Source organism: Tessaracoccus flavus (genome assembly GCF_001997295.1).
In the GTDB taxonomy this organism is placed as follows: domain Bacteria; phylum Actinomycetota; class Actinomycetes; order Propionibacteriales; family Propionibacteriaceae; genus Arachnia; species Arachnia flava.
Window position 1 is genome coordinate 1307907 of record NZ_CP019605.1, and the last position, 22445, is coordinate 1330351.

Consider the following 22445-nt stretch of genomic DNA (forward strand, 5'->3'; position numbering starts at 1 on the left):
CCCAGCTCAGATGGACTGATCCGAGACGACGATCGGCCCGTCGGTGCCCGGCAGGGTCTCTAAGAACCGTGGCCCCAGCAGCAGCGACGGGGTGTAACTGCCGCCGGCGACGGAGGTCTCCAGCAGGTGCTGGACGACGGCGAGGGAGCCGGTCACCGTCACGGCGTAGCCGCTGGCCGTCTTCACCCGTGCGGTCCGGACCTCGCCGAGTGAGTTGCGCGCTTCGCCCCAGACGTACGTCGATCCACGCTCGCGGGCGGCGAGGTCGGGCCCGGTCACGTACCTCTCAGCCAGACCCGTGAGCATCGCGCGCACGGCACCGGTGCGCAGGAGCGGGCGAAGATAGTCGGCGATTTTCGCGGCGGCGATCGCTCGACGCGATGCGGGCACGTAGACGGCGATGTTCGGGATGCCGGTGCTGTAGTACGCGGTGGCCACGTCCCCCCAGGGGATCGTCATCGCCGTCGTGGCTCCGCGGCCGAAGTCGATCCGGCGAGGTGCGTGACCCAGGGGCACCGCGACCAGCCTGCCGTCGCGTCGGATCCGGCCTCCGTAGCCGGCGGACTCGGCCGCTGTCTTCGCCGTGCCAGGCGACAGGCCGGAGGCGGCGTCGAACCCGAGCAGGAGGTGGGTGGCGTCGGGCAGTTCATCGGCGAGAACGCGCGCCACGCAGTCGGTCGGGATCACATCGAAGCCCACTCCGGGGCACAGGACGACGTCGGCCAGGCGCGCACGGTTGGCCTGGGCGTGGGCGTGCTCGAAGACGTCGATCTCGCCGGTGATGTCGAGGTAGTGGGCACCGTTGCGCAGGCAGGCCTCGATCATGGGTGCGCTCGTTCGGGAGAACGGTCCGGCGCAGTGCAGTACCAATCCGATTCCCTCGAGGCCGCCGTCGAGATCGTCTGGTCGGTCCAGGGCGAAAGCGCGCCAGTCCAGGCCGAGCTCGTCGGCCAGCGGACGGAGCCTGTCAGGGTTGCGGCCGGCGAGCACCGGCGTCAGCCCACGCGCCTTGGCTTCTCGTGCGATGAGCGCGCCAGAGTACCCATAGGCACCGAAAATCAGCCATTTCATGCGATCACCCACTCCTTGGAACGAGGTCTTCCTACTCTATTTGCTCGTCCCCTCGGGCCCCCGATGCGCCGACGCCCGGCGGCCGATTGGCGCGGCGAACGGCGGAGGTCGCGCGTGCGACCTCCGCCGTGGCAGATGTCAGGAACTCAGCGTCTCTGATTGGCGAGCCACTCGAAGATGGTCACTCCCTCTTCGTCAACCACCAGGTTGTTGTAGACGTAGTTCCAGGAATCGTGCGCGCCGTAGTAGTACGTCCCGTCGAAGACCGGTCCCGCCGGGTAGCGCATCATCTTGGCATCCGCACCAGCGGCCAGCAGGTTCTCCAGGGCCGCCGGCTGGTTGTTTGCGGCACCGTCCGACGTGTTGCCCACGAGGTACACGGCGATGCCCTTGTCTGCAACGATTCCGGCCTGGGCCGCGCTCAGGCCGCCGCCAGAGACGAGCATGGCAGCCGCGAAGTCGATCGCGCCTTCATTCAGCGACGTGATCAGGGGCGTGGTCATCCCTGTTCCCATCGACAGACCTCCGACGTAGACCCGGTCGGGATCGACATGGTTGTTGTCGATCACGGACTGGATCAGCTGTTCCATGTCGGCGAGGCGCGACTGGTTCCACCCACTGGTGGTGGACTGAGGTGCGAGGACGTAGGCGCCGTCGAGAGCGGACTGGAACTCCTCGTCGGCGAAGGACAGAGCCCTGTTGCCGACCAGATTGCCGCCGGCGTTTCCGCCGTTGTAGCGCTCGCCGGTGCCGTGGAACCAGACGAGCAGCGGGCGCCTGTTGTCAGCCGTTGCGTTGTCGGGCGTGTAGAGCGCGGCCATGCCGCCGCCGGGGGCCTCGCTGAGCTGGAACTGATCGAAGAGGGGATCGTGTTGCGTCTCGCCCTGGACGAAGTCGGCATCGAGGAGGCCGACCGGGGCCGACGCCGTCGGCTCGATCTCCAGGTCGACGGTCGCGAAGGACATGTAGGAGGTCCAGGGGCTCGCTCCGACGTACCAGGCAGCCCGGGTCGCAGGCACGTCGTAGCGTTCCGCCGCGTTCCCGGCCTCGACGGTCCTCGTGCCCCACTCGATGTCGAGCTTCACGTACTGGCCCTTCTCCACCCTGTTTCCGTCGGCGTCGGACACGTAGGCGTCAACGACGTTCCACATCGCCCAGCCATCGCCGAGCGCATAGTCCGACTTCTCGGGGTCCCAGCCGAAGTTGCCGAACCCACCTTGCACGTCGCCGTTGTATTCGGTGACGCGTGCCTTGGCGAGGAAGGAGTCCTTGTCCACGGAACCGGCGGTCATGGTGATGCCCGCGTCGATGAGGGCCCCCGAATAGTAGTAGCCGGGGTTGATCGCAGTGCGCAGAGCATGGGTCGTCACGGTGTCCGCGTAGAGCGCGGGTACCTCGACAGTGGTGGTGAGGCTCTTGCCGTTCACTCTGGTGAGGGTGAAGACGACTTCCTGCTCCTCTGCCGTCATCTCGATCTCGACGCCCACGGCGCCTTCCCGCTGCTTGTTGCTCTCCACGGTGAAGGGGGTGGCGACGACGTCACCCGTGTTGCCCGTGAACGTGAGGTCGGTGGTGTTGTTGCCGTTGCCGTGCCACCCGACGAGGATCTCGCCGGAGTACCAGCCGTCGTGGGCCTCAAAGGCCCCGGCCTGGAAGGTGTGTACGTTGTTGCCGCTCGCAACCGGCATGGCGTTGCCAGGTGCTGCGAAGCTGAATGCCATCAGAATGCCGATGGCGCACGCGATGAGTTTTCTCATGGTGATGCCTTTCGAGGCGGAATGGGTTGATGTCCGGGAGTGACTGGCCGAACGGCGTGAGCGCCCCGTTGCGCTCGGTGATGCCCGCTGGCCATCGAGCTATGGGTCTGCGCACCTCCTCCCCCGCTCGCGACGGACCCTTGGCCCCACCATTGGGACTGGGACGCGGTTCGCGTGGCGACGACCACAATTGGTTGTGCTGTGAAACTTACGTAGGGGTCTCGGTTCGTCAAGGAGTTAGTTCTACCCCAATACCAAAGTTGACCTGAGCTGCAGTCGCTCCTTGGGTGATGCGGAGGCGCACTGGGGCGCAGGCGGCGACCCGCGCCCCGCACGCTCACGTTCTTGGAGTTCCAGACTCTTCTCATGTCTGGGTGCGGGCCTGGCGGCCCTCGCCGTGCAGGCCGAGCACGCCACGCATACCCGCTGGGCGGCTGAACGCCCTCTGGCATGCGAAAGGGCCCTGCCCAACCAATTGATGGTCTGACAAGGCACTTTATGCGTCGGGGTGCTGCGAAACTACTACCCGCTGGTGGGTGTGGTTCAGGTTGCAACGTTCCTTTGTGACACCGACGCGTTCGAACGCGATGACAGCTGGGGGCGGGGCCGCGGTGACTGGTTCATTCACGGCTGCTGTGTGTGCGGCGCCGTGACGAACCGTCCACGGCAACCGTCACGGTGCCACCACTCGGTCAGCGGCGTCGCCTCCCGAAGAGAAGCAGCCCCGCGACGATGAAAGCTACAACAGCGAAGAAGAGGGCAAAGGGGTCCAAGGTTGGACCGCACGACACTTCCGAGCAGGTGAATGTCGTGGACAATGCGAGAGCCAAGAGCCCCAGCGAGATCGAGGCCAGAGCAAGAATGATCTCACGCCCCCTCGCTTTCACGCTCACCTCACCAGTTGTTCGATTGCAGACCGTTCCAGAGAGACCGGGAGAAGCTCTCCTTCGGTCGATTTGACTTGTTGAGCCGCCGGCCCAACGCTGAGTCATGCACGGCGTCCCTACAGACAACTCAATGTCCATCTGACAAGGACAAACACCTTGTCGGGCTGACAGGATTTGAACCTGCGACCCCTTGACCCCCAGTCAAGTGCGCTACCAAGCTGCGCTACAGCCCGCCGTTGCCCTGAGGCAACTCGCTTAGCTTAGCGAGTTCTGCGCCGGTTGGCACATCGGGCCCCATGCGCGGCGCACGCATCACGCAACCCTCAAGGTAACGATTAGATAACGGATACATTAGAACGTATGTATGGAACAGGTGTTCGGTTAGAATCGTTCCATGAATGACACCCGACGCAGCACCCTGGCGGTCCTGGAAGCGGCCGATCAGTTGCTGTCGTCCGTCGACCACACCCAGCGCCAAACGCTGTCTTGTGAGGAGCGGGTGCATCTCATGCGGCTGGCGCGTCGAGTGGTGGAGAGGATGGCCACCCTCAGCCATGTGCTCATCGATGAGGTGGACCAGGCGAACGCGGCCCTCCCCGCCACCGGCACGCCTATCACCTCTCTGATCGCGCTCGACGAACACAGGGACAACAAGGAGGCCGCCAGCCAGGTGTTCCACGCCTCGGCCGTCAACAAGCATGAAGCCGCTCGTGACGCCGCTCTGGCAGGTGACATCTCCGATCGGCACGCCGCGGCGATCAGCCGCGCCATGGCCGAGTTGCCCGACGGTCTGACTCCGCTCGCGCGAAAGAGGGCCGAAGAGATCCTGGTGACGAAGGCTGGTTCCCACACCCCGAGGCAACTGGGCAGACTCGCTCCCGCTGTGCTGGCAGAGGTAGCGCCCGAGTTGATTCCCGACCAGTCGGCCGAAGCCAACGCCACAGAGGCACGCCGCGCGCGAGCCGTCGCGCGCCGGTCGTTCCAGTACGGCGACGACGGTGATGGGTCAGTGTGGTTTCGCGGATCGCTGCCCGAAGCGGAGGCAACTCCGTTCATCCGCAGCATCGAGGCTTTCGTGGAACGCGACCGCAGAGCCGCACGGAACAGGGAGCGGGATCTCCGTGACGCAGGGGCAGGCCCCGCTGAGTTCCGCGAGCAGCGTGGGGTGGACGCCCGCCGTACCCCCGCCCAGCGCCGGGCCGATGCGTTGGTGGAACTGAGCCGGCACGTGCGCGACACTCCCACCACTGTCGGGGATCGGCCGAGGCTCGTGGTGACGGTAAGCCTTGATGCGCTCCAATCGCGAGCCGATGGCGCAGGGATTCTGCCTTCCGGCGACAAACTGAGCGCGGGTGAGCTCCGGCGCCTCTGCTGCGACGCAGACCTGGTTCCGGTGGTATTGGGGGCGCGGTCGGAAATCCTGGATGTCGGACGGTCGCGCCGACTCGTGACCCCCGCCATCAGACGGGCCCTGAGCCTCCGGGATCGGGGCTGCGTCTTCCCCAACTGCGACATCCCAGACACGGGATGCGACGCCCATCACGTCGTGCCGTGGATCGACGGCGGTGAAACGGCGCTCTCCAATCTGGCGCTCCTGTGCCCGCACCATCACGCCCTTGTCGAACCGGACCGGGCCCGACGGCGCGAAGACCGATGGCGTCTCTGGATCGACGAGGAGTCCGGGCGGCCGTGCATAGCCGCGCCGCGTCGGCTCCGCGAATCCGGTGCCGACTCCCGGTCGGTCTCCTCCCCACCCGGCCGTCAGCCAAGGCGGGAGCATGCCCATGCCCTCGCGGTCTGACCGGTACCGAGGCCCTGACCTAGCGGTCCTTGCGCTTCTCGCGCGCCCTGATCTCGACGTGCACGGGGCTGCCGACGAAGCCGAAGTCCTCACGGAGACGCCGCTCGATGAAGCGCAGGTACGTCGCGTCCATCTGTCCGCTGGTGAACAGGGCGAAGGTCGGCGGACTGGTCTGCGCCTGCGTGCCGAAGAGAATCCGGGGCTGCTTGCCGCCGCGTACAGGATGGGGATGCGCCGCAGCGAGACGGCCGAGGAAGGCGTTGAGCTTGCCGGTCGAGATGCGGGTCTCCCAGCCCGCCGCGGCGGCCTCGATGGCCTTGCTCAGCTTGTCGACGTTGCGGCCGGTCAGCGCCGAGATGTTGACGGTCGGGGCCCAGCGGAAGGCGACGAGGTCGCGCTCGATCTCGCGCTCCAGATAGCGGCGGCGTTCCTCGTCTGTCAGGTCCCACTTGTTGAACGCGATGACGAGCGCACGCCCAGCCTCCTCGATCGAGCTGAGAATGCGGAGATCCTGATCGGTCAACGGCTCCGAGGCGTCGACCACCATGATGCAGACCTCAGCCCGTTCGATGGCGGCCTGGGTGCGCAGGCTGGCGTAGTACTCGTGCCCGCTGGCCTCCTTCACCCGGCGTCGGATGCCAGCCGTGTCGATCAGCCGGTACACCTGCCCGCCCACCTCGACGATCTCGTCGACGGGATCGACGGTGGTGCCGGAGACATCCGACACGACCACCCGCTGCTGGTCGGCCAGCTTGTTGAGCAGGGACGACTTGCCGACGTTGGGCTTGCCGACGATCGCGACACGACGCGGGCCAGCCTCCTCGACGTCCTGCTCGCGGGGAGCCTCCGGGATGGAGTCCAGGAGCGCGTCGAGCAGGTCACCCGAGCCGCGACCGTGCATGGCGGAGACCGGGTAGGGCTCCCCCAGCCCGAGATTCCACATCGTGGCCGCGAGCGCCTCGTGGCGCTGGTCGTCGACCTTGTTGGCCGCGAGGACGACGGGCTTCTTGGAGCGCCGCAGCACGCGCACGACGGCCTCGTCCTCGTCTGTGGTGCCCACCGTCGCGTCGACGACGAACAGCACTGCGTCAGCCATGCTGATGGCCAACTCGGCCTGCTCGGCGATGGCAGCAGCCATGCCCTTCGCATCGGACATCCAGCCGCCGGTGTCGACCAGCACGAACTCCCGGCCGTTCCAGTTCGCGTCGTACGACACCCGGTCACGCGTCACGCCCGGCTGATCCTGCACCACCGCCTCGCGGCGGCCCAGAATGCGGTTGACCAGCGTGGACTTGCCGACGTTGGGGCGGCCGACCACGGCCACGATCGGCTTGGCAAGCTCGGTCACGGGGGCTCCTTCAGATTGGGGAATGCCCCATCCTATCGGGGCTCAAGGAAGCAGTGCGATGATGCGGTCGACGACCTCGTCAGGGCTGAGGAACGTGGAGTCGATGACCGTCACCCCGTCGGCCGCGTCGGTGAAGTTGGAGACGGTGGAATCGTCGCGGTCGCGCCGCAGCACCTGGTCGGTGACCTCATCGCGGTTCGCCTTCCCCGCAACCTCGGCCGCACGCCGGGCCACCCGCGCCTCCGGATCGGCCACGAGCAGCACGCGGACGTCAGCGTCTGGCGCCACCACCGTGGTGATGTCTCTGCCCTCCACGACGATGCGCCGCCCGTGTTCGTCGATGACCCGCCTCATGTGGGCGGTCAGCAGGCGGCGTACCTCGAGGTTCGTGGCCACTGTCGAGACTGCCGCCGAGATGCGTGGTTCCCGGATCTCAGCCGTCACGTCGGTTCCGTTGATGGAGAAGCACGGGGCGTCCGGGCTGGTGTCGCACACCAGGTGCGCATCGCTGACCAGGCGGGCCACCTCGTCGCCGGAAGCGCCCTCGGGGAAGCAGCGCAGGTACTCCGTCGTGGCCGCGCGGTAGAGGGCCCCGGTATCGAGATAGCCGAGGCCAAGGCGCCTGGCCAGCAGCTTGGCCGTGGTCGACTTGCCCGACCCGCTCGGCCCATCGATGGCAATCAGCATCAGTTACCTCCCCGGTGCGCAGCCCACACGGTCCAACCGCGCGCGATGATGTTGGCGCGGAACTGCTCGGCCACGTCGGTCTCCACCGAGATCGACAGGTACCCGATCTCCCTCGCCGGGTCGTGGTTGAGCTCGAAGTCCTCCACGTTGAACCCTTCCTCGCCGATGTCGGTGAACAGCCGCGCCAGCGCACGGGGCTCGTCCGGAATCTCGACAGTCACAGTCACCAACTCGAGGGGATCGTGGCCGTGCTTGCCGGTGAGCGAATGCGCACCATGCTGACCGATGGCCAGGAACCGCTCCAACTCCTCCGGACGATCCAGCACGCCGATGAGATGCTGCAGGTCCGCGGCAACCTCCTCCAACTCATGGCGAACCGCCTCGGCGTTCGACGTGAGGATCTGGCGCCAAAGCCCCGGGTCGGACCCGGCGATCCGGGTCACGTCGCGGATGCCCTGGCCAGCCAACCGCAGATTGTCGGTCGGTACCTCCCGGAGATGGCTGGCGGTGAGAATGCTCATCAGGTGCGGTACGTGGCTGACCTGTGCGACCGCCTCGTCATGCTCGTCGGGCGGCATGACCACCACCCGGGCACCGACGTCCGTGGCCAGGCGGGTGACGACCGCGACGTCGGCCTCGGAGTTGCCGCCCTCAGGGGTGACCACCCAGGTCCGGTCGCGGAACAGATCGGCCGATGCGGTGAGCGGGCCGGTGAACTGCGAACCGGCCATCGGGTGCGAGCCGACGTAGCGGGAGTGCTCCGGCGCGAGCTCAGCGACGGCGGCGAGGATCGGCGCCTTCACCGAGCCGACGTCGGTGATGACCGCGCCGGGGAACTTCTGCAGCACCTCCGCCACCAACTCCGGGATGACCGCGGGAGGCGTGGCCACGACGACGATGTCCGGATTGTCGGTGGCCTCGTTCGAGACCTCACCGGCCCCCAGGCCGGCGGCCACGAGCGAGTGGGACGACACGATGTCCCACAGGCGCACGGCGTAACCAGCACGCGTCAGCGCCAGGCCCAGCGACGAACCGACCAGACCGGCGCCGAGGATGAGGACGTTCACGGCCCCTCCCATCGAATTCATCCTCCTATAGTGGCGCTCATGAAGCGCCTCGTGCCAATCGCACTCGACCTCACGGCCGTCGTCGTCTTCGCGGTCATCGGCCGCGCATCGCACGGTCTGGACCCCCTGGGCGTGGTCTCGACGGCGTGGCCGTTTCTCGCGGCGTGCCTCATCGCCTGGGTGGCGCTCGGCGCGCTGGGCAACGACGGTCGCGGCGCCCGTGCCGCCATCATCGTGTGGCTCACCACGCTGCTGGCCGGCATGGCGCTGCGCATCGCGAGCGGGGACACCGCAGCCCCGGCGTTCTTCATCGTCGCGACCCTATTCCTCGGTGGCGCTTTCGGGGGCTGGCGCGTCGTCGACCTGCTCCGGAGAAGGCGCTACCGCCCCGCCTAACTCCGCGGGGATATTGGCCGGGCGCGGGCCCTGGTAATCGGGGCCGTAGGCACCCGGCGCAGGGCGGCGCTTGCGCATGGGGGCGGTCTGCCCCGGCGCCAGCCGCCGGGAGATGATGAGGAACCCGGTGTGGCCCGAGGTCCCGTGCCCCGGCCGGATCGCCAGGCCCTCTGCGTGCCAGTCGCGCACCGTGGTCTCCGTTGCGTGAGGCTCGGTGAAGCCGCCGTGGGCACGCAGTGTGTCCGCCACGCGACCGAGCTGGGTGGCGGTGGCCACGTAGCAGCAGAGCACGCCGCCGGGCACCATCCGCTCCCCCACCGCGTCGATGCATTCCCACGGGGCCAGCATGTCGAGGATGGCCCGGTCGATCGGCTCGTCCTCGATCACCTCGACGAGGTCGCCCACCGTGAGTTCCCAGGCGGGATGCTGCCCGCCGATCCACGTGGAGACGTTGGCGGCGGCCACGTCGGCGAACTGCTGCCGGCGCTCGTACGAATGCAGGTGCCCATCGGGGCCGATCGCGCGCAGCAACGCGAGGCTGAGCGCGCCGGACCCGACGCCCGCCTCCAACACCCGGGCGCCAGGGAAGATGTCGGTCCACATGAGGATCTGGGCGGCGTCCTTCGGATAGATCACCGCCGCCTCGCGCGGCATGGACACCATGAATTCGCTGAGGATCGGCCGCAGCACCAGATACTGCATGCCGCCCGCCGACGTCACGGTCACCCCCTCGGGGCCCCCGATGAGGTCGTCGTGGCGGACCGCGCCCTTCGTCGTGTGCCAGACACCGCCGTCCTTGAGCAGGACCGACTTGCGGCGCCCCTTGCCGTCGGTGAGCGTCACGCGCTCCCCCGCCTGCAGCGGGCCCGTCTTCACACCGGAGAGATTCACGAATAGTCCTTCCACACCTGGATCAGGTCAGCCCACGAGGTCTCCGCCAGCCCTGTCGGTGAGATCACCATGCGGGGCTGGGGCTCGAGCTTCACGAGCGTCGGTACAGCGTAGACGACGGCGCCCGCCGCGAGCCCCGATGTGGTGCCGGGCACCGAATCCTCCAGCACCACGGTGTCCGCACCGGCGACGCCGAGCCGTTCCATCGCGGTCAGGTAGGGCTCCGGATGTGGCTTTGTGCGCTGGACGTCGTCGGAGGTGACGATGAACGCCACATTGTCGGGCAGGCGGTCGCGCGCCGCGTCGACGATCACGTTGTTGCTCGCGGTCACCACCGCGCACGGCACGTTCTCAGCGTGAAGCTCCGAGAGGAGTTCCCTGGCCCCGGGCAACCACGGCAGATCGTTGGTGCGCAGGTGGGTAGCCATGCGTCGGTGGAGCTCGTCGTAGACGTCGGCCACGAGGTGCGGCTCACCGAAGGCCGTTGCGATCATCTCGGCGGTCAGCCACGCCGACTGGCCGTGCATCGACTTCATCTGGTCGGCGGTGAAGGCGAGCCCCCGCTCGGCCATCATGAGCTGCTCGGTCGCTGCCCATAGCGGCTCGGTGTCGACGAGGGTGCCGTCGAAGTCCCACAGGACTGCCTTGGGTCTAGCCAGCGTTGAAATACTTCGCCTCCGGGTGATGCACGACGATCGCGTCGGTGGACTGTTCGGGGTGCAGCTGAAGCTCCTCGCTCAGCTCGACGCCGATGCGCGCCGGCTCGAGCAGCTCGACCAGCTTCGCGCGGTCCTCCAGGTTCGGGCACGCCGGATAGCCGAACGAGTAGCGCGAACCCCGGTAGGCCTGGTCCCTGATGGCCGCGTCGATCGACCCGTCGCCGGCCAGGCCCAGCTCCTCCCGCACTCGTGAATGCCAGTGCTCGGCCAGCGCCTCGGTGAGCTGCACCGACAGCCCGTGCAGCTCCAGATAGTCGCGGTACTTGTTGTCGTCGAACAGCCGCTGCGTGGCCTCGGCCACCCGGCTGCCCATCGTGACAAGCTGCATGGCGAGCACGTCAGGCCCGAGCTCGGCGGCCTCCTCCCGATCGCGGAAGAAGTCGGCCAGGCAGAGCCTCTTGTCGCGCCGTTGCCGAGGGAACGTGAAGCGGGTGAGCTCGCGGCCGGGCTCGTCCGGATGGCCGACGACGAGCGTCTCGCCCTCCGAGTGCACGGGGAAGTACCCGTACACCACGCCGAACTCCGCGAGGTTCTCGGTCTTGATCCGGTCCATCCACGAGCGCAGCCGCGGCAGGGCCTCGGTCTCGACGAGCTCGTCGAAGCTCGGTCCGCCGCGCAGCGACTTCAGCCCCCACTGGCCCATGAAGGTGGCCCGGTGGTCGAGCCAGGCGGCCACATCGGCCAGCGGGATGCCCTTGACCACGCGGGTGCCCCAGAACGGCGGGGCCGGCACATCGACGCCGCGCGCCACCTCGGAGCGTTGCCCCGGCTCTGCAGGCTCGTCAACCGTCACCTTGGCGTGCCGGCGTCGCCTGGGCTCCGGCAGGGCGGCGCCGGGCAGCCCCTGCTTGACCGCCATCACCGCGTCCATGAGGGCCAACCCCTCGAACGCGTCCTTGGCGTAGCGCACCTCCCCGTCGAAGATGTCGTTCAGATCGTGTTCGACGAACGTGCGCGTCAGCGCCGCGCCGCCAAGGAGCACCGGGTACTTGTCGGCGAGCCCCAACCGGTTGAGCTCGGTCAGGTTGTCCTTCATCACCAGGGTCGACTTCACGAGGAGGCCGGACATGCCGATGGCGTCCGCGCCGTGCTGCTCGGCCGCGTCGATGATTGATTGAATCGGCTGCTTGATGCCGATGTTGACCACCGTGTAGCCGTTGTTGCTGACGATGATGTCGACGAGGTTCTTGCCGATGTCGTGGACGTCGCCGCGGACGGTGGCGAGCACCAGCGTGCCCTTGCCGCTGCTCGACTCGCTCTTCTCCATGTGGGGCTCGAGGTAGGCGACGGCCGTCTTCATCACCTCGGCCGACTGAAGCACGAACGGCAGCTGCATCTGGCCGGAGCCGAAGAGTTCGCCGACCACCTTCATGCCGGCCAGCAGGTCGTCGTTGATGATGTCGAGGGCGGGCTTGTCCGCCAGCGCCTCGTCAAGGTCGGCCTCCAGACCCTTGGCCTCGCCGTCGATGATCCGGCGGCCGAGCCGCTCGGCCAGCGGCAGGGCGGCGAGCTCGGCTGCGCGGGTAGCCCGGGCGGAGGCGGCCGTCACGCCCTCGAAGAGCTCGAGGAACCGCTGCAGCGGGTCGTAGCCGTCGGAGCGCCGGTCGTAGACCAGATCGAGCGCTACGTTCTTCTGCTCGTCGGGGATGCGGTCCATCGGCAGGATCTTGGCGCTGTGCACGATGGCCGAGTCGAGTCCGGCCTGGACGCACTCGTGCAGGAACACCGAGTTCAGGACGATGCGGGCCGCGGGATTGAGGCCGAACGAGACGTTGCTGACACCCAGCGTCGTGCGCACACCGGGGTAGCGCTGCTTGAGTTCGCGGATGGCCTCGATCGTCTCGATACCGTCGCGCCGGGTTTCCTCCTGGCCGGTGGCGATCGGGAACGTGAGGCAGTCGACGAGGATGTCGCCGACGTGCATGCCCCAGTTACCGACGAGGTCGTCGATGAGCCGCGACGCGACGCGCACCTTCCAGTCGGCGGTGCGGGCCTGGCCCTCCTCGTCGATGGTGAGTGCGACGACGGCGGCCCCGTGCTCACGCACCATGGGCATGATCCGGCCGAACCGGGACTCGGGCCCATCGCCGTCTTCGTAGTTGACCGAGTTGATGACGCAGCGCCCAGCCAGGCGCTCCAGGCCGGCCTGCAGGACCGGGGGCTCGGTCGAGTCCAGGACCACAGGCAGCGTGACCGCGGTGGCCAGTCGATGGGCGAGCACCGACATGTCCGCCACTCCGTCGCGGCCCACGTAGTCGACGCAGAGGTCGAGGACGTGGGCGCCGTCGCGGGCCTGCGCCTTCGCGATGTCGACGCACTCGTCCCAGTTCTCCGCGAGCATGGCCTCGCGGAACGCCTTCGATCCGTTGGCGTTGGTCCGCTCCCCGATGCTGAGATAGCTGAGATCCTGTTCGAAGGGCACCTCGATGTAGAGGCTCGAGCACGAGCGCTCGTCCTGTGGCTCGCGTGCCACCACCTCGCGGCCGCCGAACCGATCGGCGAGCAGGCGGATGTGCTCGGGGGTGGTCCCGCAGCAGCCGCCGATGACGGCGAGGCCGTAGTCGTCGATGAAGGTGCCGAGTGCGTCGGCGAGCCCCTCGGGCCCCAGCGGGTAGCGGGCACCGTCGGCGGTGAGTTCGGGAAGTCCGGCGTTGGGCATGGCGCCGATCGCGACCCCGGCGCGGCGCGCGAGATGGCGCAGGTGCTCGCTCATCTCCGCGGGCCCGGTGGCGCAGTTCAGCCCGATGCAGTCCACGCCGAGGGCTTCGAGGGTCGTCAGGGCCGCGCCGATCTCGGACCCCAGCAGCATCGTGCCGGTGGTCTCGACCGTCACGTTGACGAGGATCGGCAGGTCGACCCCGAGCGCTGTGCGGGCCCGCTTGGCGGCGATGACCGCCGCCTTGGCCTGCAGCAGGTCCTGGCAGGTCTCGATCTGGACGCCGTCGATCCCGCCGCGGACCATGGCCTCGATCTGCGCCTGGTAGGCGTCGCGGATCTGGGCGAAGGACACGTGGCCGAGGGTCGGCAGCTTGGTCCCCGGGCCGACCGAACCCAGCACGAACCGCGGCCGCTCATCGGTCGAGAACTCGTCGGCCACTCCCCTCGCGATGCGGGCCGCTGCCTCTGCCAACTCCTCGAGCCGATCGACGATGTCGTACTCGGCCAGGGCGGCGAGGTTGGTGCCGAACGAGTTGGTCTCGACGGCGTCTGACCCCGCCTCGAAGTAGGCGCGGTGGACCTGCGCCACGACGTCGGGTCGCGTGACGTTGAGGATCTCGTTGCATCCCTCGAGCCCCTGGAAGTCGTCCTCCAGCGAGAGCTCGCCGAAGGACTGAAGCATGGTCCCCATCGCCCCATCGGCGACGAGGACACGGGTGTTCAGCAGTTCAGACAAGGTGATAGGCACCAGGTCAGGCTACCGGGCTCCGCCGCGGCGACCGCGCCGTGACCACCCGCCATCAGCGAACGCGCGTCCGGCCCGGATAGACTGGACGCATGCAGCACTCCTCTCCAGACGCTCTTCGCAACCCCGCCGTCGTGGTTGCGTTTTCCGGCTGGAACGACGCTGGAAACGCTGCCAGCGACATCGTCGCGCACCTCATCGCCGCCTACCCCGGCTTCGACGTCGGCACGATCGACGGCGAGCGGTACTACGACTTCCAGGCCGCCCGCCCGATGCTCCACCGGGCCGCGGACGGCCCCTGGATAGAGTGGCCCGCCATCCGCTTCCGTGTCGTGCAGCACCCCGATCGGGACCTCGTCGTCGTGGTCGGGCCCGAGCCGAACCTGCTGTGGCGCACGTTCTCCGCCGAGATTGTCGGGAAGATCAAGGAGTTCTCCCCCGAACTCGTCGTGTTCCTCGGGGCGATGCTGAGTGACACCCCCCATTCGCGCCCGCTCCCCGTGGGCACCTACACCTCCGACCCGCACGTCGAGCGTCGCTTCGGCATGGAGATCAGCGACTACGCCGGGCCCACAGGGATGATCGGCGTGGTGTCGCAGTTGATGCTCCACGAGCGGGTCCCGGCGGCCTCGGTGTGGGTGTCGGTGCCCCACTACGTGTCGACGCCGCCCAACCCGAAGGCGCAGGACGCCCTGCTGACGGAGCTGGAGACGCTGCTGAAGATCAGCCTCGACCACGCGAGCATCCCGGAGGACGCGGAGCGGTGGGCGACCGCCGTGGACCAGCTGAGCCAGCAGGACCCCGACATCGCCGAGTACATCGAGCAACTCGAGGAGGCGCGCGACGCCGAGGAGGTCGAGGGTGCCACGGGCGACACGATCGCCGCCGAGTTGGAGAAGTTCCTCCGCAAGCAGGGCGACGACGAGCCGCAGCCCTAGGGTTCAGTGCCGACAGGCCGCAACCGCGAGCGTGCGCAACCGGTTGACCATGGCGTTGGGATCGTCGGCGGAGTAGACGGCCGACCCCGCCACGAACGTGTCCGCGCCGGCCTCGGCGCAGCGCTCGATCGTGTCCGGGCTGACGCCGCCGTCGACCTGCAGCCAGATGGGCCGGTCCCCCAGCAGCTCGCGGGTGCGGCGGATCTTCGGCAGCACCAGGTCGAGGAACGACTGGCCGCCGAAGCCAGGCTCGACGGTCATCAGGAGCACCATGTCGACCTCGTCGAGCATGTCGGCGAAACCGTCGATGGGGGTGGCGGGCTTGAGGGCCATCGCGGCGCGGGCGCCAAGCCGGCGGAGCTCCCTCGCGAGCCGGATGGGCGCGGCGCACGCCTCGACGTGGAAGGTCACCGATTCGGCCCCTGCCTCGGCGTACGCGGGTGCCCACCGGTCGGGCTCCTCGATCATGAGGTGGATGTCCAGGATCTTGTCCGTGGCGCGTCGGAGGGACTCGACCACGGGCAGCCCGAGCGTGAGGTTGGGGACAAAGTGGTTGTCCATCACGTCGACGTGCACCGCGTCGGCGTCGGGGATGCGGGAGATCTCGGCGGCCAGGTTCGCGAAGTCTGCGTTGAGGATGCTCGGCGTGATGCGCATGAGCCAACCCTAGCGTTCGGGCATGAAAAGACCGGGACGGGGTGGAGCCCGTCCCGGCTGAATAGGAGCTTAGCAGCGGATGAGCGACATGTACATCGCGTCGGTGCCGTGGCGGTGCGTCCAGAGCTGGACGTCGTCGCCCAACGAGCAGTCCGGCACGTCGGGCAGGGCGTCGGGGGCGTGCAACCGTCGGGCTTGGGGCCGTTCGGCCAGGACGTCGTCGACCACGTCGACGGTCTCGGCCCGGTGCGGTGAACACGTCACGTAGGCGACCACTCCCCCATCGACGGTGGAGTCGATGGCGCGGCGCAGGAGGTCGCGCTGCAGCTGGCCGAGCGCCGCGACGTCGGCGGGGCTCCGCCTCCACCGCGACTCCGGGCGACGGCGAAGGGCGCCGAGCCCTGAGCAGGGCACGTCCACCATCACCCGGGCGAACGCGCGGTCCCAGGCCGGAGCGGTGCCGTCGGCCGCGATGACGGCGGCGCCGTCCGGGTAACCGGCCAGTGCCTGCCGGACGAGACGGGCGCGGTGCTCCTGCGCCTCGCTCGCCAGCAGCCAGGTGCCGGCCTCGCGGGCGAGCCCCGTCAGCAGGGCGGCCTTTCCGCCGGGTCCTGCGCAGGTGTCGAGCCACGGGCCCTCGGGCGCCGGGGTCCGCGCCAGCGCCCACGCCACCAACTGCGATCCCTCGTCCTGCACGCCAACCCGCCCCTGGCGCACCGCCTCCTGATCGGCGGGGCTGCCGGCGACGGTGGCACCGAACGGTGAGAACCGGGTGGGGGTGGCCCCGTCGAGGTCACCCAGATCGGCCAGACCGGGCCGCACCACCAGGGTGGGCTGCGGGGAGACGTTGTTGGCGGTCAGCGCCGCCTCCAACTCGTCGGCCGGAAGCACCTCGGCGTAGGCCTCCACGATCCAGTGGGGATGGCGCCCGCGCACCGCCAACGCCCCGATCCGGTCCTCGCCCTCGGCGAGGAGGTCCAGCCATCCGTCAAGGTCTCTGGCGGCCACCTTCCGCAGCACCGCGTTGACGACGCCGGTCACCCGCTGGCCGACGGTCGCGCGGGCCAGGTCGACGGTGGCTCCGACCGCGGCGTACTTCTTCAGCCGCATGCCGAGGATCTGGTGGGCGCCCAACCGGAGCAGGTCCACCACGGCCGGCTGCAGCGAGCTGAGCTTCCGCCCGGCGGCCTCCTCCAGGATGGCGTCGTAGGTGCCCATCGAGCGGCAGGTCCCCGCCACCAGCTCGGTCACCAGGCCGGCGTCGCGGGCGTCGAGGCCGGCGGTGGCGAGGCGCTTGGCGAGAGCGAGGTTGGCGTAGGAGTCCTCAGCCGTGACCTGGCGGAGGACGTCGAAGGCTGTTCGGCGGGCGTTCATGACAACACCCTCCCACTGACTCCAGCCCGCGCCCAATCGATGGCCGACATGCGCCGCTTGCCGGGAGCCTGGACCTCGAGGAGTTCGAGCGCCCCCTGACCAGTGCCGACGAACACCTGCCGCTTCGTCGCAGCCACCTCGCCCGGTGCCAGGTCGGCATACTCCGCCAGGCGCGCCCGGTAGATCTTGAACCGCTCCCCCGCCAGCTCACACCAGGCTCCCGGGTCGGGCGAGCACCCCAGGATGTGGTTGCGCAGTTCTTCGGAGCCCCGCGTCCAGTCGATGCGCGCCTCGGGGACCGTGATCTTCGGGGCCACGGTGATGCCATCCTCACGCTGGGGCGTCGGTGTCTGCCCTGCCTCCACCAGATCCATCGTCTGGACCAGCTGCGTGGCGCCGGAGCGGGCGAGCCGCCCGAAGAGTTCGCCGGCGGTCTCCTCGGGGGTCGCCATGGATTGGCTCAGATAGACGTCGCCCGCGTCCAGTTCCTTGACGATGCGAAACGTCGCGGTGCCGATCGCCGGATCGCCCGCCATGATGGCCCGCTGCACCGGCGCTGCGCCCCGCCAGCGTGGGAGGAGCGAGAAGTGCAGGTTGATCCATCCGTGGCGCGGGATATCGAGCGCGGACTGCGGTAGGAGCGCACCGTAGGCCACGACGGCGCAGGCGTCGGGAGCCAGCGCGCGGAGCTGAGCCTGGAAGTCCTCATCGCGCGGATGGGCGGGCTTCAGCACGTGCAGGCCCAGTTCCTCCGCGCGGGCTGCGACCGGGGACGGTGTCAGACGGCGGCCGCGCCCGGCAGGCGCGTCCGGGCGGGTGATGACGGCCAGCACCTCGTGGTGCGACTCGACCAGCGCCTCCAGGGACGGCACCGCCACGTCCGGGGTGCCTGCAAATACGAGCTTCATCGGTCCTCCAAGGATTCCGGGTCGATGTGGATGCTGAGCAGTCCGCGCTCCTTGCGCGCTGAGCGGATGGCCGACGCGCTCTTGACCCGACGTGCGAGCTCGCGGCCGTTCTCGACCGGCGTCCGCAACAGCGCGGCCCAGCGGTCGGGGCCGACCTCCGTGGGGCCGAGGATCTCAATGCCCGCCCAGTCGTCGTTGTCGAGGAACTCGCGTAGCGCCTCGGCGTCGCCGACGAGCCGGGCCAGCTTCACCGCTGGTGCCAGGCCGGCGGCCGCCCGATCCGCGAGTTCTCTGCTGCTGAACCCGGCGAGGTCGGCGCGCAGGAGAGCCTGCACGGCGGGGTGTGCCGACGGACCCACGATGAGGACGGAGCCGCCGTCGGCCGGAGCGCGCACCAGCGACGCCGCATTGGACCACCGTCGGACGGCTTCCTCGGCCGCCCTCAGATCCGCGCGCTGGAGCGTGACCTCCCCGTCCAGGACGAGCGCCCCCGCATACCCCGAAGGCGAAGCAGGTTCCGCACCGGGGGTGGCGACCACGATGGCCGGCTCGTCCGGGACCGCGTCCCGGATCCGGTCGGCCGAGCTGTTGACGGCCAGGACCCCCGGGAAGGCCCGCGCGAGCTCCTCCGCGGTGCGGGCCGCCCCCGGCAACGGTGTGCTGAGGGCCGAGGTGTGGCAATGGGGACAACTCCACCGGACGGGCCGGTGCCCGCAGAGCGCGCACTCCGGCACGCCCTTGGTGCGCTCACGCATGGGCCCGGAGCACTTGGCGCACAGGGCACGGTTGCGGCAGCGCTGGCAGGTCAGCGAGGCCGAGTGCCCGACCATCGGCACCTGGACCAGCACCGGGCCGGCGCTCAGGTGGTCGCGGAGGAAACGGAAGGCCAGGGACGGGATCCGCAGCCGGGCGGCGGTGGGGTCCCGCTCCCGGTCGTCCTCGCTCACCGCTCGCACGGGGACCGAGACCCGGCGCGCCGCGGCCGGGGTGAGCGACAGATCGCGCAGCCACCCCCGCTCGACGAGCGCCTGGGCCTCGGTGCTGCGGCCGTGACCGGCCAGGATGATGGCGCAGTTCTGCCGCGCCGCGCGGAGAACCGCCACCGCGCGCGCATGGGGGTGCGGGCTGCGGGGCTCCTCCAGCGCGTCGTGACCGTCGTCGACCACCACCACGAGGCCGAGATCCCGCACCGGAGCGAACACCGCGCTGCGGGTGCCGACGATGATCCGGGCCTCGCCGCGGGAGGCGGCCAGGTAGGTGCGGTAACGCGCCGAGCGGCCCGCCTCCGCCGCGAGCGAGCCGACGGCCCCATGACCGAAGACAGCCCTGAACCGCGTGACCGTGGGGTCGAGTTCGCGCACCGTCGGCACCACGACGACGGCGGACCGCCCCGAGCTCACCGTCGCGGACACCGCCTCGATCACCCCGCCGATGAGGTCGCCCGGGCCGCCGTGCACGGCGGCGGCCTGCCACAGGACGCGTGGCGAGTGCCCGGCAGCCAGCGCGCTGAGCAGCTCTTCACCGTGGGGGTAGGCCGGCAGCACGCGCGCTTCGCCAGCGGGTTTCGGCGCGGGCCATTCGCGCTGGGGGGCCTTCTCGGTGGTGGCGTGCCGCGGCGGGATGGCCAACCGGGCCACGTCGGACCACGTGCCCGCGTAGTGGTCGGCCACCGCGCGGATGAGCGAGTACACCTCGGGCGTAACGACCGGCTCGCTCGAGACGACCTTCGACAGGTCCGCGAGCCTGTCCAGCTCGCTGTGGTCGGCGATCTCGACGATCCACCCGTCCCGGGTCGTCCCGGCGAAGCGGACCTTGACGCGCGCCCCGACGACGGCGGCGTCGGCCAGCGGCTCGGGCACGGCGTAGTCGAACAGCCGGTCCAGATGGGCCAGCGGCACGTCGACGGCGACCCGGGCCACCATGGTCAGCCCCGGACTGCGGCTGCCAGTGCCTCGGCCCGATCGGTGCGCTCCCACGTGGCGTTGGGCAGATCCCGGCCGAAGTGGCCGTAGACGGTCACCTCGCTGTAGATCGGCCGCAGCAGGTCGAGGTCGCGGATGATCGCGCCGGGTCGAAGGTCGAACGTCGCCAGCACGGCGTCGCGGATCTGGTCCTCGGGCACGGCGCCGGTGCCGAAGGTGTCCAGGTAGAACCCGACGGGGTGCGCCTTGCCGATCGCGTAGGCCACCTGCACCTCGCAGCGGTCCGCCAGCCCGGCGGCCACGACGTTCTTGGCCACCCAGCGCATGGCGTAGGCCGCCGATCGGTCAACCTTGGAGGGGTCCTTGCCGGAGAAGGCCCCGCCGCCGTGGCGGGCCATGCCGCCGTAGGTATCGACGATGATCTTGCGCCCGGTCAGGCCCGCGTCGCCCATCGGTCCGCCGATGACGAACTTCCCCGTCGGGTTGACCAGAACCCGGTTGGGGGCGCTGAGGCCGTAGCGCTCGAGGACGGGTGCGATGACCTCGCGCTTGAGGTCGGGGACGATCTGTTCGAGGTCGACGTCGTCGCGGTGCTGGGTCGACACGACGACCGTGTCGATGCCCTCGGGCCGGCCCTCGTCGTCGTAGCGAACCGTCACCTGGGTCTTGCCGTCGGGCCGCAGGTAGTCGAGCGTGGCGTCCTTGCGAACCGCGCTCAGCCGTTCGGCGAGGCGGTGCGCGAGGTCGATCGGGAGCGGCATGAGGTGGGGCGTCTCGTTGCACGCGTACCCGAACATCAGCCCCTGGTCGCCGGCACCCTGGTGGCTCGCGGCGTCACCGTCGGACTCGACGCGGTGCTCGTAGGCGTCGTCAACGCCCTGCGCGATGTCGGGAGACTGCGCCCCGATGGCGATCGCGACACCGCAGGACGCCCCGTCGAAGCCCTTCCGGGAGGAGTCGTACCCGATGTCGAGGATGCGCTGGCGGGCCAGGCTCGCGACGTCGACGTAACCGACGGTCGACACCTCGCCGGCGACGACCACCATTCCGGTTGTGATGAGGGTCTCGACCGCCACCCGCGCGTTGGGGTCCTGCGCCAACAGCGAGTCGAGGACGGCGTCGGAGATGGAATCGGCAATCTTGTCCGGGTGGCCCTCGGTGACGGACTCGGACGTGAACAAACGGCTCATGAGGAGCTCCTAGCGCGGCGACAAGCCGCATCGGCAGGGAATCAGTGGCGGCAACAAGCCGCCCCCTGGGGGTGGGGTCAGGAAGCCGGATCGGCCTCTGCGTCGTCGGTGGACTCGGCGAACGGGTCCACGAACGTGAATGCGGGGTCGATGTCGGCCGTGCGCTGCGCCTCTTCGACGGCGGGATCGATCTCGGTGTACTGGAGGAGACCTTCGCTCATCTCGCGAAGGGCGATGGACAGCGGCTTCTCCTCTGGGGCCGCGGCCACCATGGGGCCGACGTTCTCCAGGAGCCCCTCGCCGAGCTGGGAGTAGTACGCGTTGATCTGGCGGGCGCGCTTGGCGGCGAACAGGACCAGACGGTACTTGGAGTCGATGTTCTCCAGGAGGGAGTCGATCGGCGGGTTCGTGATGCCTTCGGGATGGATGCTCAAGGTGTTCCTTTGGTGAGAGGTGGCTCGGAAGTCACAAGCCCATCAAGCCTACCAAAGCAGCCACGGTTTCCTCGATTTCGACATTCTCGATTGCGTGGTCCGCCTCCGCGACCGCGTCGAGCTCCACCTTCGCGGTATCGAGGCGCCGGCGTTGAGCCTCCTCGTCTTCGGTGCCGCGGCCCTTCAGCCGGGAGACCAGCTCGTCCCAGGTGGGCGGCAGCAGGAACACGAGCTTCGAGCTCGGCAGGTTCTGCTTCACCTGCCGAGCGCCCTGGAGGTCGATTTCGAGGACGACTGGACGACCCGATTCAACGGCGTCCACAACCGGCTGCTTCGGCGTGCCGTAGTAGTGGGTGCCGTGGACAACGGCCCATTCCAGCAACTGGTCCGTCTCGATGAGCCGCCGGAAGTCCTCGGGGCTGACGAAGTGGTAGCTGCCAGCCTCACGCTCCCCCGGTCTCGGGGGGCGCGTGGTCATCGAGACCGAGTAGAACGGTTCGGGATGGAGTTCGCGGAGGCGGGCACAGACAGTGCCCTTGCCCACACCACTCGGACCAGAGATCACCCAGACATCGGAGGAAGCCACCGAGGGAGCCTAGCGCAGGCTACTTGAGCAGCTCGTTCAGCCGGGAGATCTGGTGCCGGCCGAGGCCGCGGATACGGCGGTTGGGCGCGATGTCGAGATTCTCCATGATCTCGGTCGCGCGCGTGATGCCGACTCGCGGGATGGCGCGCAGCAGGTCCACGACCTTGATGCGCGACAGCGAGTCGTCATCGACCGCCTTGTCCAGTGCGTCGGTGAACGACAGCTCGCCGGATTTCACCCGGTCCTTGAGGTCGGCGCGCTGACGCCGTGCCTCGGTAGCCGCCGAGCGGGCGGCCTCGAGCTGTGCGCTGCTCAACTGCGGAATTGCCATCAGTTTCCTCCAAACCAGGGGAAGGGTCGTTTACTACACCCTTTAGTGTGGGAAACAATACCTGACGGCGTTACCAGA

17 protein-coding genes, 1 tRNA gene and 1 pseudogene are annotated in these 22445 nt (G+C 69.0%); 3 read left to right on the forward strand and 16 right to left on the reverse strand.

The window, feature by feature from the left end; genetic code table 11:
• Nucleotides 1-6: 6 nt before the first annotated feature.
• The 3 genes from RPIT_RS06005 to RPIT_RS06020 form a co-directional block, all read right to left on the reverse strand.
• Nucleotides 7-1071, reverse strand: coding sequence for a saccharopine dehydrogenase family protein (locus RPIT_RS06005; RefSeq protein WP_077341575.1), 1065 nt, complete (start codon nucleotides 1069-1071; stop codon nucleotides 7-9).
• A 146-nt stretch (nucleotides 1072-1217) separates the two neighbouring features.
• On the reverse strand, nucleotides 1218-2828 hold the full coding sequence (locus tag RPIT_RS06010; protein WP_077341577.1) for a carboxylesterase family protein: 1611 nt from the start codon (nucleotides 2826-2828) through the stop codon (nucleotides 1218-1220).
• 1046 nt (nucleotides 2829-3874) lie between these two features.
• A tRNA-Pro gene (locus tag RPIT_RS06020) sits at nucleotides 3875-3948 on the reverse strand.
• A gap of 161 nt (nucleotides 3949-4109) precedes the next feature.
• On the opposite strand from RPIT_RS06020, the gene RPIT_RS06025 reads away from it, so the two are divergent.
• The gene (locus RPIT_RS06025; protein WP_077341581.1) at nucleotides 4110-5516 is read left to right on the forward strand and encodes an HNH endonuclease signature motif containing protein; all 1407 of its coding nucleotides are present in this window, start codon (nucleotides 4110-4112) and stop codon (nucleotides 5514-5516) included.
• Nucleotides 5517-5535: 19 nt separating this feature from the next.
• On the opposite strand, the gene der is transcribed toward RPIT_RS06025, so the two are convergent.
• From der to RPIT_RS06040, 3 genes are read right to left on the reverse strand one after another with little or no spacing between them, the layout of a single operon-like run.
• A complete protein-coding gene (gene der / locus RPIT_RS06030; RefSeq protein ID WP_077341583.1) occupies nucleotides 5536-6900 on the reverse strand; it encodes a ribosome biogenesis GTPase Der in 1365 nt (454 codons plus the stop codon).
• A 6-nt stretch (nucleotides 6901-6906) separates the two neighbouring features.
• Nucleotides 6907-7551 (reverse strand): (d)CMP kinase, encoded by a 645-nt coding sequence (gene cmk, locus RPIT_RS06035; protein ID WP_077341585.1) that lies wholly within the window; start codon nucleotides 7549-7551, stop codon nucleotides 6907-6909.
• Entirely contained in the window at nucleotides 7551-8630 is a 1080-nt protein-coding gene (locus RPIT_RS06040) for a prephenate dehydrogenase (protein WP_226996356.1), read from the reverse strand. The genes cmk and RPIT_RS06040 overlap by 1 nt, the downstream gene beginning before the upstream one ends.
• Nucleotides 8631-8657: 27 nt before the next feature.
• Between RPIT_RS06040 and RPIT_RS06045 the strand changes: the two genes are divergently transcribed.
• A complete protein-coding gene (locus tag RPIT_RS06045) occupies nucleotides 8658-9014 on the forward strand; it encodes a DUF3054 domain-containing protein (protein WP_077341588.1) in 357 nt (118 codons plus the stop codon).
• Here the strand turns inward: RPIT_RS06045 and RPIT_RS16095 are convergent.
• Together RPIT_RS16095 and metH are read right to left on the reverse strand one after the other, a co-directional pair.
• Nucleotides 8940-10591, reverse strand: a pseudogene (locus RPIT_RS16095) (HAD-IA family hydrolase). The gene RPIT_RS06045 and the pseudogene RPIT_RS16095 sit on opposite strands and share 75 nt — an antisense overlap.
• Nucleotides 10557-14024: a methionine synthase gene (gene metH, locus RPIT_RS06060; RefSeq protein ID WP_077344233.1), complete on the reverse strand. Its 3468-nt coding sequence runs from the start codon at nucleotides 14022-14024 to the stop codon at nucleotides 10557-10559. Before metH ends, RPIT_RS16095 begins: the two are co-directional and overlap by 35 nt.
• Before the next feature lie 95 nt (nucleotides 14025-14119).
• On the opposite strand from metH, the gene RPIT_RS06065 reads away from it, so the two are divergent.
• Entirely contained in the window at nucleotides 14120-14965 is an 846-nt protein-coding gene (locus tag RPIT_RS06065; RefSeq protein WP_077341591.1) for a proteasome assembly chaperone family protein, read from the forward strand.
• A gap of 3 nt (nucleotides 14966-14968) precedes the next feature.
• On the opposite strand, the gene rpe is transcribed toward RPIT_RS06065, so the two are convergent.
• From rpe to mihF, 8 genes are all read right to left on the reverse strand, one after another.
• Nucleotides 14969-15622 (reverse strand): ribulose-phosphate 3-epimerase, encoded by a 654-nt coding sequence (gene rpe, locus RPIT_RS06070; RefSeq protein ID WP_077341592.1) that lies wholly within the window; start codon nucleotides 15620-15622, stop codon nucleotides 14969-14971.
• A 69-nt stretch (nucleotides 15623-15691) separates the two neighbouring features.
• Entirely contained in the window at nucleotides 15692-16996 is a 1305-nt protein-coding gene (locus RPIT_RS06075) for an RsmB/NOP family class I SAM-dependent RNA methyltransferase (protein ID WP_077341593.1), read from the reverse strand.
• Nucleotides 16993-17904 (reverse strand): methionyl-tRNA formyltransferase, encoded by a 912-nt coding sequence (gene fmt, locus RPIT_RS06080; RefSeq protein ID WP_077341594.1) that lies wholly within the window; start codon nucleotides 17902-17904, stop codon nucleotides 16993-16995. The genes RPIT_RS06075 and fmt overlap by 4 nt, the downstream gene beginning before the upstream one ends.
• Complete coding sequence (locus tag RPIT_RS06085; protein WP_077341595.1) at nucleotides 17901-19826, reverse strand: primosomal protein N' family DNA-binding protein; 1926 nt, start codon at nucleotides 19824-19826, stop codon at nucleotides 17901-17903. The genes fmt and RPIT_RS06085 overlap by 4 nt, the downstream gene beginning before the upstream one ends.
• 2 nt (nucleotides 19827-19828) lie before the next feature.
• A complete protein-coding gene (metK, locus tag RPIT_RS06090) occupies nucleotides 19829-21016 on the reverse strand; it encodes a methionine adenosyltransferase (RefSeq protein WP_077341596.1) in 1188 nt (395 codons plus the stop codon).
• A 77-nt stretch (nucleotides 21017-21093) separates the two neighbouring features.
• Nucleotides 21094-21450 (reverse strand): DNA-directed RNA polymerase subunit omega, encoded by a 357-nt coding sequence (rpoZ, locus tag RPIT_RS06095; protein WP_077341597.1) that lies wholly within the window; start codon nucleotides 21448-21450, stop codon nucleotides 21094-21096.
• A 31-nt stretch (nucleotides 21451-21481) separates the two neighbouring features.
• Complete coding sequence (gene gmk, locus RPIT_RS06100) at nucleotides 21482-22036, reverse strand: guanylate kinase (RefSeq protein WP_077341598.1); 555 nt, start codon at nucleotides 22034-22036, stop codon at nucleotides 21482-21484.
• 19 nt (nucleotides 22037-22055) lie between these two features.
• Nucleotides 22056-22367: an integration host factor, actinobacterial type gene (gene mihF / locus RPIT_RS06105; protein WP_077341599.1), complete on the reverse strand. Its 312-nt coding sequence runs from the start codon at nucleotides 22365-22367 to the stop codon at nucleotides 22056-22058.
• Nucleotides 22368-22445: the final 78 nt, after the last annotated feature.

Bases quoted from the DNA above. Each gene is read 5' to 3' on its own strand.
- RPIT_RS06005 (WP_077341575.1), bottom strand. From the start codon at position 1,071: ATGAAATGGCTGATTTTCGGTGCCTATGGGTACTCTGGCGCGCTCATC.
- RPIT_RS06010 (WP_077341577.1), bottom strand. From the start codon at position 2,828: ATGAGAAAACTCATCGCGTGCGCCATCGGCATTCTGATGGCATTCAGC.
- RPIT_RS06025 (WP_077341581.1), top strand. From the start codon at position 4,110: ATGAATGACACCCGACGCAGCACCCTGGCGGTCCTGGAAGCGGCCGAT.
- cmk (WP_077341585.1), bottom strand. From the start codon at position 7,551: ATGCTGATTGCCATCGATGGGCCGAGCGGGTCGGGCAAGTCGACCACG.
- RPIT_RS06040 (WP_226996356.1), bottom strand. From the start codon at position 8,630: ATGGGAGGGGCCGTGAACGTCCTCATCCTCGGCGCCGGTCTGGTCGGT.
- RPIT_RS06045 (WP_077341588.1), top strand. From the start codon at position 8,658: ATGAAGCGCCTCGTGCCAATCGCACTCGACCTCACGGCCGTCGTCGTC.
- RPIT_RS06065 (WP_077341591.1), top strand. From the start codon at position 14,120: ATGCAGCACTCCTCTCCAGACGCTCTTCGCAACCCCGCCGTCGTGGTT.
- rpe (WP_077341592.1), bottom strand. From the start codon at position 15,622: ATGCGCATCACGCCGAGCATCCTCAACGCAGACTTCGCGAACCTGGCC.
- RPIT_RS06075 (WP_077341593.1), bottom strand. From the start codon at position 16,996: ATGAACGCCCGCCGAACAGCCTTCGACGTCCTCCGCCAGGTCACGGCT.
- fmt (WP_077341594.1), bottom strand. From the start codon at position 17,904: ATGAAGCTCGTATTTGCAGGCACCCCGGACGTGGCGGTGCCGTCCCTG.
- RPIT_RS06085 (WP_077341595.1), bottom strand. From the start codon at position 19,826: ATGGTGGCCCGGGTCGCCGTCGACGTGCCGCTGGCCCATCTGGACCGG.
- metK (WP_077341596.1), bottom strand. From the start codon at position 21,016: ATGAGCCGTTTGTTCACGTCCGAGTCCGTCACCGAGGGCCACCCGGAC.
- mihF (WP_077341599.1), bottom strand. From the start codon at position 22,367: ATGGCAATTCCGCAGTTGAGCAGCGCACAGCTCGAGGCCGCCCGCTCG.